Raw genomic sequence first — 11,913 nt, 5'->3', positions numbered from 1 at the left:
AAATATCTTTAGAGAGGACTGCTCATATGGTTAAAAAGATTGAACCATGGTTTGGGTTCACAGAAGATAAGGTCTTTGGGATGGTGATGGAAAACAAGGACTTCTGCAAGTATTTGCTTGAAATTATTATTCCAGATTTGAAAATTAAGAATATAGACTGGTTAGATAAGCAAGTTGAGATTAATAATTCTGAGCGCAAGAATAAGGCTAAAGAAGTTAGACTTGATGTTTTAGTCACAGACCATGAAGGACGCGTGTTTAATATAGAAATGCAAACAACGGATCAGGATGATATTGGTAGACGCATGCGCTACTATCTTTCAAGACTTGATCTACGCTATACTTTAAATAAAGGCAAGACCTATCGAAATTTGAAAGACGCCTTCATTATTTTTCTCTGTAATTTCAAACCCAAGAAAGATGATAAATTTTATGAGTCGTACCATACTTATTCTGATCAAGATAGATCAAAGCAATTGCAAGATGGCGTGACAAAGATTATCATTAATTCACAAGTTTCAGCTGAAGGTCAAAGCGAAGAATTAAAAGCTCTAGCTAAACTGATGAATAATGAGCCAGTTAAATTAAATAAACATTTCGATTACGCGCAAAGAAGAATTAAAGAAATTAACGAAGATCCGGAAACGAGGGAGAAGATTATGCTTTACGAGACAAGAATGTTAGAACGAGAACAAGCTGCTGGGAAAGCAGGATATGAGCAAGGAATGCAACGCGGTATAGCAAAAGGAAAACAGGAAGGCCTTAAACAAGGAGTAGCTCGAGGACTAGAACAAGGAAAAGTCGATTCTGCCAAAATTATTCTCGAAAACCAACTGAATAATGGTAGTACTTTGACACAAGCTACAGAATTTGTTAGAAATTTGAAACTGATTTCTAATAAAGAATTAGAGAAAATTATTGCTTTGTATGATTCGCATAAAAACTAATGCGTTTATATTTTTATGTATAATTTTCAAAATTAAAATCTAAAATAAAAAATCAGCACTGATATGCAGACGTTATAATCACAACGCCGGTATATCAGTTTTTTTATATCCAATTATTTATAGTAATGCTATATCTTACAAAAACATTATTCCTTTTTAATGTTCGTGTTTTTATTTATTTGATTCATTATTAAAAAATTTTATCAGCTTTATTTATGCATAAATGCAATCTTTAGACAAGCATATGTTTAATAATATTCGTATTTATCATTGACTTTAGACTTACAATCATTTAAGCTAATAGACAAATCGGAGGTTAAAAATGAATCGAAAATCAGTCATTTGGTTACTTCTTCCAGCTTTTATGGGAGTTTTATTATTCGCACTTTTTCCCATCATTCAAATCATTATTCCTACATTTCAAACTAGATATGGTTTCTGGGGACTATATTCTACATTCCTAAGGAATACTTATAATTGGCAAATAATTGGAAGAACATTTTTTATAGCTATCGTAACAGTTATCCTTGTCTTAATTTTAGGGTTACCCATTTCTCTATGGATTGCTCGTCAGAAAAAATCCATTAAACAAATTTTAATGATCCTAATCTTATTTCCAATGTTAACTAACGCAGTTGTCAGAAACTTTGCTTGGATTATCATCCTAGGACGAGATGGCATAGTAAACAAATTTTTATTAAATTTGCATTTAATTAATCATCCCTTGTCACTGCTTTATACCAATCTAGCAATCATAATCGGATCCATTTATCTATTTTTACCAATTATGATCATCACATTAACTAGTAATATTTCTGAACTCAATCTAGAAGTGGAAGAAGCTGCTGCTGTACTTGGCTCTACTCCATTACAAACTTTGTTTAAAATAATAATCCCTCAGTTAACGACAGGAATCTTCACAGGCTGCATTTTGGTTTTTGCAGGAACAATGACAGCTTATACTACTCCTCAAATTTTGGGAGGAAATCGTCATTTGGTTATGTCTACGTTAATTTACCAACAAGCAATGACTTTAGGTAATTGGCAAAAAGCTAGCGTAATTGCTCTAATTTTAATTATTATTTCTGCACTATCTATGTGGATTATGAAAAAAATAAATTACTTTTTAGATAGGAGACCTAGCCGTGCTTGATCGAAAAAATAAAGTTTTAACTGCTATTTCACTTATCATATTAGCGTTATTACTGATTCCTTTAATTCTAGTTATTATTACGTCATTTAATACTGAGAGTTCAATTTCTTTACCTATAAAAGGTTTCACTTTTAATTGGTATGCGAATATTTTTCAGCAACCTGACTTTATTTCTGGTTTTGAATCAAGTTTAATAGTAGCTCTTTTAGCTAGTAGCTTAGCTTTGTTAATTGGTATTCCAGCTGTTTATGCACTAACTCGATTTCATATTCAACATGCCGCTTGGTTTCAATCATTTTTCCTCAGCCCTACATTAATCCCAGAAATTGTTATTGGTTTTGCCCTATATCAAGCCGTAGTTGTTACTCTAAGAATCCCAGTCTTTATAGGTCTAGTTATAGGCCATTTCTTACTATGTTTACCTTACGTAATTCGCCTAGTTACAGCTAGCATGCTATTAATGGATAAACACATAGAAGAAGCGGGCTGGATATATGGATGCTCACCAAGAAAAGGATTTTTCTTAATAGTTTTACCTAATATTAAATCCAGTATTATTGCGGCTTTTATGCTGTGTTTTATTAACTCATTCAACAACATTCCAATTTCATTGTTTATGAATGGTCCTTCTCTAACAATGCTTCCGCCAGCAATTTTAAATTATCTGCAAAACAATTATGATCCAACAGTTTCAGCTATCTCCGTTCTTTTAATGATCTTTACAGCTTTAATGATGGTCTTAGTCGAAAAAGCAATTGGGATTAATAGTCTTACTAAATAGAGGTATTATTTTGGCAAATTTAGAAATTAAAAATTTAGTTAAGTCATACGATGGAAAAAACAACATTTTAAAAAATATTTCTTTCAATATAAAAGACGGTGATTTAGTTTCAATATTAGGACCATCTGGATGTGGTAAAACTACAACATTACGAATTATTGCTGGCTTAATTCCAGAAAGTAAGGGACAAATTTTACTCAATGGTAAACAAATTACAAATATTCCAGTCTATAAACGAAACTTTGGGATGGTTTTTCAAAGCTACGCTCTGTTTCCTCATCTAAATGTCTTTGATAATGTTGCTTTTGGTTTAAAAATGCATAAAGTCTCTAAAGATGAAATAAAAGATAAAGTTACTTCAATCCTTAACACAACAGGACTCTATCAATTAAAGGAAAAATACCCTGCTCAACTTTCAGGAGGGCAGCAACAAAGAGTTTCTTTAGCACGTGCTTTAGTTACAAATCCACAATTATTATTGATGGATGAACCTCTAAGCAACTTAGATGCAAAATTACGTTTAAAAATGAGAGAAGAAATTCGTAATTTACAGCAAAAGTTAAAAATGACTGTTCTTTTCGTTACACATGATCAGCAAGAATGTTTCGCAATTTCTGACAAAGTTTTAATTATGAAAGATGGTCACATCGAGCAATACGATACTCCGCAAAATATTTTTCATCACCCTCGTACAGAATATGTAGCTCGTTTTATAGGTTACGATAACTTCATTTCTATAAATTCTAATGAAAGAAACGACGACCATCATATTCTAGTTAAAAACACTTTGCTAACCACAAAAGAATCAAACAGCAATGCCAAAATTTTAACCATTCGACCAGAAAATATTCTTCTTGATCAAGATAATCATTCAGAAAACTCTTTCTTAGGAACTATTACATCTCGTGAATATCTAGGACAAAGTTTTAAATACACAATTACAAGTGATTTAGGAATTTTTCAAGTTGAAGAAGCTAGAGCAAAGATGCGCAGTTCAGGAGATACAGTAACTCTCACTCTCCCAGCTAAACATCTTCATCCTCTATCAGAATAATTGAATTTTGTTTTCAGAAAGGAATATCATGAAATTCAAAAAGTTTTACCTTTGGTCCCTTATCTTAATTACTGCTGGTGTTGCCATTAGTACCTCTGCTTGTTCATCAAAATCAAGCGAAAAATTGGTAGTTTCAACCTTTGGCTTATCTACTAAGCAAATGCGCTCAGATGTTTTAAATCCCTTCTCAAAAAAATATAACGTCAAAGTCTCAACTCAATTTGGAGACAGTTCAACTCGACTAACTCAAATAGAACATAATCCCAACTCTAATGTCGATGTTATTGAACTCGCTCAAAATAATGCTGTTACAGGAGCAAAAAAGAAATTATTTAAAAAACTAGACTTTTCAAAAATCAAAAATTTCAAGTATCTATCTAAAGATCAACAGCAATTAGCTAAGAAAACCAATACTGTTCCCTATACAGTAAATAGTGTAGGAATTATTTATAATCCTAAAAAAGTAAACATTAAAGATTGGAACGATCTTTGGTCTGATAAGCTCAAGCAAAAAATATCCGTTCCAGATATGACTACTACATTTGGCCCTGCTATGCTATATATTGCCGGTGATCATGCTGGTACCCAAGTTACTAAAGATGATGGTACTGCCGCATTTAAAGCAATGAAGGAATTAAAACCTAACATCGTAAAAACTTATACTCAAAGTTCTGATTTAAGTAATATGTTTAAGACTGGAGAAATTAGTGCTGCAGTTGTAGGTGACTATGCTGTCGGAATGCTTCAAGCAACTAATCCTGATTTAAAATATTTCGTACCAGCTTCTGGCACTTATGCTAACTATGATAATGTTTCTATTTTGAAAAATAGTAAAAATACGAATGCAGCTTATCAATATATTAATTACCGTTTAAGCGAATCAGTGCAAAAGAAAGTTGCTAATACTAAATCACTTAATAACGCTCCTGTTAATCAACAAGTTAATTTAAGCAAAAAAGAGGCAGCTAATAAAACTTACGGTGATGTAGCTAAACGTGCTAAAACCATTGATTTCTTCTATGTTAACAGCCATATTTCCAAATGAATAAACCAATGGAACAAGATAATGAATAATTAGTTTTTAACGCAAACATTATAAAAGAGTTGGAATTACCAACTCTTTTATTTATAGGGAGCAACACATGACACAGGTAGATTTATTAATTAAAAACGCTCAAGTTTTCAATGTCTTCTTGAAAAAGTTCATTCACAGCGATGTAACTATAAAAGATGATAAATTTTATTGGATTAGCGATAATCTAGCTAACGTTACAGCTAAAAAAGTTATAGATCTGAAAGGTAAATATCTTATTCCTGGCTTTGTTGATGCTCATATGCATATTGATAGTTCAATGACAACACCAGAAATCATGGGACAAACAATTGGAAAATATGGTACAACGACAATTATTGCAGATGATCATGAAATTACTAACGTCGCTGGTATAAAAGGTCTTAAAAATTTTATTAATCAGCCTTCTCCAATAGACATCTATTTCGGAATACCATCATCAGTTCCTTCAACTAATTCACATATGGAAACTACTGGTGGTCAAATTGGGCCCGATGAAGTTAAAGAGCTATTAAAGGATCCCCGCTTCATATGTTTGGGTGAAGTAATGAACTTTAAAGGTATGACTTCCCCTGATAATACTTTAATCAAGAAAATAATAAAAACGTGTAGAAACATCCACCCTACAATGCCACTTGAAGGTCACGTTCCAGCTTACACTGGAGAAGACTTAACAAAGGTCATTTATGCTGGCATTACAACTGATCATACTCAACAAACTGCCGAACTAGTTGAAGAAAAAGTTCGCAATGGAATGTTTGTAGAAGTCCAACTAAAGTCTATGCATCAAGATGTAATTGACACTATCATTAAAAATGACTTTTTCGAACATGTTGCTCTTGTAACAGATGACTCAATGCCTGATACTCTTCTTCATAGCCACTTAAATGCTTTAGTAAAGAAAGCAATTGATATGGGAATGACCCCAGAGCAAGCAATTTATATTTCAACATATACTCCTGCAAGACATATGGGCTTATGGGATCGCGGAAGTATTGCACCAGGAAGAATAGCTGATTTTATAATTCTAGACAATCCTAGAACATTATCTATTAATACCGTATACAAAAATGGCCTTCCTATAGAAAACAAATTTAAGAAATCTGATTATCAATTCTTGCCTTCTCTAAGATCATCAGTTAAAGCTCCTAAACTAGAAATCAATGATTTCAAATTAAAAACTGATCTGATTAACAATGGTCAAGTAGTTGCCAATGGAATCCAAATTAATCCTGTTGGAACTTTTACCAATCATATTAAAGTAAAACTAGAAGTTAAAAATCATGAAGTGCAATGGAAAAAAGCAAACTTAAATCTTATTATGGTGCAAGACCGTTATGGCAAAAACAATGGTAACTACACTTTAGGACTAGTAGATCGCGGAATTTCTAAAGACGGTGCTGTTGGAGCCACATGGGCTCATGATCACCACAATATAATGATAATGGGAACAAACATTAAGGCTATGCTAAAAATACAACATCAATTAATAGATGAACAAGGTGGTTATGTGGTTGCTAAAGGAGACGAAATCATAGAAGATGCTCCATTACCTATCGGCGGAGTTGTTAGTGATGAACCAATGACAAAATTAGGAGAAAAAATTAGTAACATTAGACATACTCTGCAAGACTTAGGATATAAAAATACAAACGAAATTATGTCATTTTCAACACTGTCTCTATTGGTTTCTCCTCAAATAAAAATTTCTGATAAAGGGTTGTTCGATGTAAAATCTCAGGAAAAAATACCTTTATTTGAGAAATTATAATGCTTATATAGTCGCTTTTTCTTAAATTCTAATAACTAACAAAAAACGCCATTTCTTACCTAATTTAAATTAGATAGAAATGGCGTATTTTTGTTTCTAAATTATTTTCTTGAATTATACTTCAAATTTGCCTTAAATTCATAAAAAAATGAAGTATACTTCATTTCAGCACATAAATTGCTAAAAATTGAAATATACTTCAAAAAAATTAATTTTGTTTCTTAGCGTCTTGATGATTCTTCTGTTCCCTAATTGCAGTAGGAATACCGCCAATCTTTGCCAATCTCTTTTTACCCAAGAATAGATAAAGAATGGCAGTTACAGCTGCTACAATGATTGAAAGTAAGATGGTTTCCCAAGTAAAGTTAAATACTAAGTAGCATGCTACTAATAAGGCCAAAATTGGAATCGTATAACCACCGGGAAGTTTAAAGCCATGATTTGGATATTGACCTGTGTGTTTAAACTTAATTACAGCAAAAATCGATGGTACATATTGAACAAATGATGCTAAAACAATACAGCCAACTAAGAACAAATAAGATTGCGTGATCAAAAGCAAAGTTACCGCAGCGGTCAGAATAATACCAACCCATGGAGCGTCAAACTTATTCTTCTTACCTACCCAAGCTGGTAATAATTGGTGTTCGAGCGCTAGTGAAGCAATTAAAGCTGGCGTATTAAATGAACAGGTAAATGCTACACCAAAGATACTTAATACAACTCCAATAATGATAATAATGTAGCCCCATTCACCGACAGCGGACTTAAGGGCATTTGCAATTGGAATGGTATACCAAGACATCTTATGACCTAAAATACCGATAGCAATTAAAAGCATTAATGTATATAAGATACTTACACTTACCATTACTGCAACTAAGGCTCGTGGAATATTTTTAGCTGGATCTTTCATCTGCGAAGCAGCAATTGGAATAAATGAAAAGCCACTAAACAAATAAAAGACAACACTGAATGCTGCACCAAAGTGATGGAAGAATGGTCCTACGCCTTTTGCAGCAGCCACTGGCAGTACTGGATGGAAGTTCGTAATATGCATAAAGAACATCCCAACCACAATAAATAGAATAATCGTTGAAAGCTTTGCAATTGATGAAGTATTATCAATCACTTTAACTAAAGCTCGACCAAAGAAATTAATTATTGAGAATAATAGGATCAATCCGATCCCTACTGCAAAATATATTGAGCTTTGATTAAAAGCAGGTACAAAACTCTTAAGCGTTGTTAAAAATGCTACGACTTCAGCTGCATAAGTACAACAACCCAAAAACCAGGTAAATACACCTAGTTCATAACCAGCAAATCGACCAAAAGCGTTATATGAATATAGCCATGCAGCTCCTGATCCTGTAAAACGACTCGCCAAATCTGCATAACACAAAGCAATTAAGCCAACTGTTAAGGCAGCAGATAGTAAAACAATTACACTAAGCAAATTCATGTCTTTATAGATAGATTGTGGAAGTAAAAACGCCCCAGAACCTATAATTCCGTTAATTCCCAAAAAGTAAATCGACATAAAAGTTAACTTTTTAGGAACAGTTTTCTTAACCATAAGTACTTACCACCTTTGAAACTGTTCACTTTATTAATTTAAAATATTAACTCTCACCTCAACGATAACTATTGTCTTTTTTAAAAGCAAATAAAAGAAACCGAGTTCAATAAAACAATCTAACTTACCTATAAAATATTAACTATTTATAAAAAATATAATTTTATAATACGAATACCTTTTCTTTATTAATACGGCATTCATTAATGTTATTTTATTATTATTTATTACTATAGTATGAATTTCGATAAAAACTATTACTTAAGCGGTTCCTTTTATTTGCTTTTTCGTCTATAAGAAACTATCTTAAGAAACGAATAGATAATTATTTTTTAGCTTGCAAGTTGTTATGTAAATATCTATTTGAAATATTTAAACTTTCTATTTTGATGAAAACTCGTGTAAATCGCTATTTTAAATTAATTTAGCGTTTTTTAATCAATTGATTATAACATAAGTTATTATTAATGATTATCACAAGCTAAGCATCTTTTTAGTTAGCTTCTTTTGCCTTTCTAGTAAGGAGTTGGTATTTTCATGGAAGACGAAAAAACCAAAACAAAGAAGACCTATATATCCGTCCTTGCCTTGACAATGATGAATGTCTCTATGGTTGCCGGTCTTGCAAATGATGTTCAGCAATCATTCTACGGACTTGCATCAGTAACGTACTTTGCAATCGGAGCTATTTGCTTCTTCATCCCAACCGCTTTGGTTGCGGCTGAACTTGCTTCTGGTTGGAGTAACCGCGGAGGAATCTTCCGCTGGGTTGGTGAAGGTTTAGGTAAAGGCTGGGGACTAACCTGTTTGTTTATCCTATGGTTCCAGACAATGCTGAACTTTGGGATGGGAATGCCTAGTTTTACTGCCACGATTATGTTCTATACACCGAACTATGATGCCGCTGTAAAATTCGCTCAAAACCCACAGCATGAGTTATTAATCATGACAGGTTGGATCATCCTATATTGGGTCTTAGCGTATTTAGCAACTAAAGGTGTTAAAACTTTCTCAAACCTTGCCAAATACGGTGTTATTATCGGAAGTTTAATTCCTTTAGCAGTCATGGTTATTTTAGCTATTGTTTGGGTAGCTCAAGGACATACTCCTGCTATTCCAATGACACCAAAAGATTTAATTCCTAAATGGAATGGAATGAGTACTTTAGCATTAGCTGCTGGTGTGTTCTTCTCATACACTGGTATTGATATGAACGCCGCCCACATTAAGCAATTGAAGCACCCTGAAAAGGACTTTACCAAGGCAATGTTTATTTCTATTATTCTTGCCTTCTTAATCTTCGTTGTTGGTACTGTCATCATTGCGATGATTATTCCTGAAAAACAAATTAACGTTTTGTACACTCTCTACTCTGTATTCAGGATTTTAGGATCAACTATCGGAATGCCATGGTTATACATGGTTCTTGTCTGGGCGTTGCTCTGCAACACAATTGCGATGGTTGTTACCAACATGGCTGGTCCTTCATTTATGCTTGGTCAAGCTGGCGGTAGTGGATTTTTACCACATTGGCTTCAAGAAAAGAACAAGCATAATATGCCTGCTCACTTAATGTACACGCAAATTGCAGGTATGACGATTATTGCCTACTTAGTAAAATTAATTCCAAATGTTGAAGGATTCGTTATTTTACTAACACAAACAATTACCGTTTTATACATGTTCTACTACATTTTAATGTTCACTGCTTTCTTACGTTTACGTTACGATCAACCTAACCGTCCACGTTCATTTAAAGTTCCTGGCGGTATGGTCGGTGCATGGATCGTTGCTGGTATAGGGTTAATTTCAAGCGTATTTGCGATTGTTTTAGCTATTTATCCACCTGCACAAGTTAAGTCAGAAGTTGGTTCACCAGCTATTTATATCTCAGTAATTGTAATTTTAGTTGCAATTATTCTTGCTATTTGTCTAGCCTTGTATCAACTTTCAAAGCACCACGATTGGGTAAATCCAGATAATGAATTTGCTCCGTTTACTTGGGAAATTGAAGGTCTTAAGAAGCCTGGCAAGGTATTATCAAATGTACCTACTACACTTATGTCTAAAGATCAAAATCCAATGGGTATGCCAATCAAGCGTCCATACAAGCCAGACCAACAAGTTTCTGAGCATGTAGTTAAAGCTGATGAAGAGAATAATATTTCTACTGGTAAAAATTAAATAAATTATCGATTTAAAGAAAAGAGATTATATTATGGTACAAATTGATAATGAAGATTTAAAACAAGTTAGATCTGAATTTTTAGATACTCCAAAGTACCGCAATACACAAAATGCTGTCATGAAGAATGGCATTAAGAAATCAATTACGAACCAAAGCGTAATTAATTCTCAACCCTTCGTATTTTCAGTTGATGTTGACTCAAACAAAGTTATGAACCAAAAGCAATCTGGCCGTTGCTGGGACTTTTCAGGTTTAAACTTTATCCGCTATCACGTGGAAAAAGAACATCATATCAAGGATATGGAATTATCTGGCACTTATGTTTACTTCTATGACAAGTTAGAAAAAGCTAATTACTTCTATCAAAACATTATTAACACTGCTGATCGTCCCCTATCAGATCGTTTAGTTAACTGGTTACTTACTACTCCACAACAAGATGGTGGTGACTGGCAATTATTAGTTGATTTGATTGAGAAGTACGGTATTGTTCCATTTGAAGCTATGCCTGAAGATGCAGTCAGTGCTAACTCTCAGGAATTAAACCGGATGTTTAATAGAAAATTACAAAAGGATGCCTTAAAGTTACGTGATTTAGCAAACAGCGATGCATCTGATGAAAAGATGAAGAGTGTTCTTCACCACTTAAACGCAGAAAACTATCGTGTCTTAGCTATTTCTTTAGGTACTCCTCCAGAGAAGTTTACTTATGAATATCGTGACGAAAACAATGAATACCACACCACTGGTCAAGTTACTCCAATGGAATTCTTCAAGAAGTTCGTTAACATTAACTTTGATGATTATGTTGAATTAATGAACTTACCAGGTGAAAATTATCCATATAACACTCCATTTGGCGTTGAAATTTCTGGAAATATGGTTGGTGGTCAACCAAGTCGTTACTTTAACGTTTCAATGAAAGATATGGAAAAGACCGCCATTGAGCAATTGAAAGATGATGAACCTGTATGGTTTGGTTGTGATGTATTGCAAGAATGGGCTCCAAACGCCGGCTTGTTAGATACTAAGGTATTTGATTGGGATCGTTCATTTGGAATTAAATTAGGTACTGATAAGACCAAGAGATTTGAATATCGTGAAAGTCTTCCAACACACGCAATGCTTATTTCTGGTGTTGACATGCGTGATGACAAGCCAATTAGATGGAAGATTCAAAACTCTTGGGGCAATAAGCCTGGTCACAAAGGTTACTTCATTATGGGTAACGATTGGATGGAACAATACACTTACGAAACAGTTGTCAACAAGAAGTATTTAACTGATGAGCAACTTGCCGCATACGAAAAAGAACCTGTAATGCTTCCATACTGGAACGCAATGAACCCAATTTAGTAGCTTTAAAGC

9 protein-coding genes are annotated in these 11,913 nt (G+C 33.5%); 8 read left to right on the top strand and 1 reads right to left on the bottom strand.

The window, feature by feature from the left end:
* Positions 1–26 precede the first annotated feature (26 nt).
* The 6 genes from LpgJCM5343_RS02640 to LpgJCM5343_RS02615 all read left to right on the top strand — a co-directional run bounded on the left by LpgJCM5343_RS02640 (position 27) and on the right by LpgJCM5343_RS02615 (position 6,778).
* Positions 27–947, top strand: a complete 921-nt coding sequence (locus LpgJCM5343_RS02640; RefSeq protein ID WP_101890466.1) for an Rpn family recombination-promoting nuclease/putative transposase — start codon at positions 27–29, stop codon at positions 945–947.
* Positions 948–1,269: 322 nt separating this feature from the next.
* On the top strand, positions 1,270–2,100 hold the full coding sequence (locus tag LpgJCM5343_RS02635; protein ID WP_003649254.1) for an ABC transporter permease: 831 nt from the start codon (positions 1,270–1,272) through the stop codon (positions 2,098–2,100).
* Positions 2,093–2,881: an ABC transporter permease gene (locus LpgJCM5343_RS02630; protein ID WP_003649255.1), complete on the top strand. Its 789-nt coding sequence runs from the start codon at positions 2,093–2,095 to the stop codon at positions 2,879–2,881. The genes LpgJCM5343_RS02635 and LpgJCM5343_RS02630 overlap by 8 nt, the downstream gene beginning before the upstream one ends.
* A gap of 10 nt (positions 2,882–2,891) precedes the next feature.
* Positions 2,892–3,935, top strand: a complete 1,044-nt coding sequence (locus LpgJCM5343_RS02625) for an ABC transporter ATP-binding protein (RefSeq protein ID WP_020806853.1) — start codon at positions 2,892–2,894, stop codon at positions 3,933–3,935.
* A gap of 28 nt (positions 3,936–3,963) precedes the next feature.
* Positions 3,964–4,980, top strand: a complete 1,017-nt coding sequence (locus LpgJCM5343_RS02620) for an ABC transporter substrate-binding protein (RefSeq protein ID WP_101890465.1) — start codon at positions 3,964–3,966, stop codon at positions 4,978–4,980.
* 97 nt (positions 4,981–5,077) lie between these two features.
* Positions 5,078–6,778 carry an adenine deaminase C-terminal domain-containing protein gene (locus LpgJCM5343_RS02615; RefSeq protein WP_101890464.1) on the top strand — a complete coding sequence of 567 codons (1,701 nt, stop codon included), beginning with the start codon at positions 5,078–5,080 and terminating at the stop codon, positions 6,776–6,778.
* 208 nt (positions 6,779–6,986) lie between these two features.
* On the opposite strand, the gene LpgJCM5343_RS02610 is transcribed toward LpgJCM5343_RS02615, so the two are convergent.
* Positions 6,987–8,357, bottom strand: coding sequence for an APC family permease (locus LpgJCM5343_RS02610; RefSeq protein ID WP_003649259.1), 1,371 nt, complete (start codon positions 8,355–8,357; stop codon positions 6,987–6,989).
* Between the two features lie 537 nt (positions 8,358–8,894).
* Between LpgJCM5343_RS02610 and LpgJCM5343_RS02605 the strand changes: the two genes are divergently transcribed.
* Together LpgJCM5343_RS02605 and LpgJCM5343_RS02600 are read left to right on the top strand one after the other, a co-directional pair.
* On the top strand, positions 8,895–10,541 hold the full coding sequence (locus LpgJCM5343_RS02605; protein ID WP_101890463.1) for an APC family permease: 1,647 nt from the start codon (positions 8,895–8,897) through the stop codon (positions 10,539–10,541).
* A 34-nt stretch (positions 10,542–10,575) separates the two neighbouring features.
* Positions 10,576–11,901, top strand: a complete 1,326-nt coding sequence (locus LpgJCM5343_RS02600; RefSeq protein ID WP_048686068.1) for a C1 family peptidase — start codon at positions 10,576–10,578, stop codon at positions 11,899–11,901.
* Positions 11,902–11,913 lie beyond the last annotated feature (12 nt).

It is taken from the genome of Lactobacillus paragasseri (genome assembly GCF_003584685.1).
In the GTDB taxonomy this organism is placed as follows: domain Bacteria; phylum Bacillota; class Bacilli; order Lactobacillales; family Lactobacillaceae; genus Lactobacillus; species Lactobacillus paragasseri.
Note: the sequence above shows the minus strand (reverse complement) of the source record. Positions and strands in the feature narration are given on the sequence as shown.

Excerpts from the sequence above, each read along its gene's own strand:
- LpgJCM5343_RS02600 (WP_048686068.1), top strand. The coding sequence starts at position 10,576 with ATGGTACAAATTGATAATGAAGATTTAAAACAAGTTAGATCTGAATTT.
- LpgJCM5343_RS02620 (WP_101890465.1), top strand. The coding sequence starts at position 3,964 with ATGAAATTCAAAAAGTTTTACCTTTGGTCCCTTATCTTAATTACTGCT.
- LpgJCM5343_RS02615 (WP_101890464.1), top strand. The coding sequence starts at position 5,078 with ATGACACAGGTAGATTTATTAATTAAAAACGCTCAAGTTTTCAATGTC.
- LpgJCM5343_RS02635 (WP_003649254.1), top strand. The coding sequence starts at position 1,270 with ATGAATCGAAAATCAGTCATTTGGTTACTTCTTCCAGCTTTTATGGGA.
- LpgJCM5343_RS02640 (WP_101890466.1), top strand. The coding sequence starts at position 27 with ATGGTTAAAAAGATTGAACCATGGTTTGGGTTCACAGAAGATAAGGTC.
- LpgJCM5343_RS02610 (WP_003649259.1), bottom strand. The coding sequence starts at position 8,357 with ATGGTTAAGAAAACTGTTCCTAAAAAGTTAACTTTTATGTCGATTTAC.
- LpgJCM5343_RS02605 (WP_101890463.1), top strand. The coding sequence starts at position 8,895 with ATGGAAGACGAAAAAACCAAAACAAAGAAGACCTATATATCCGTCCTT.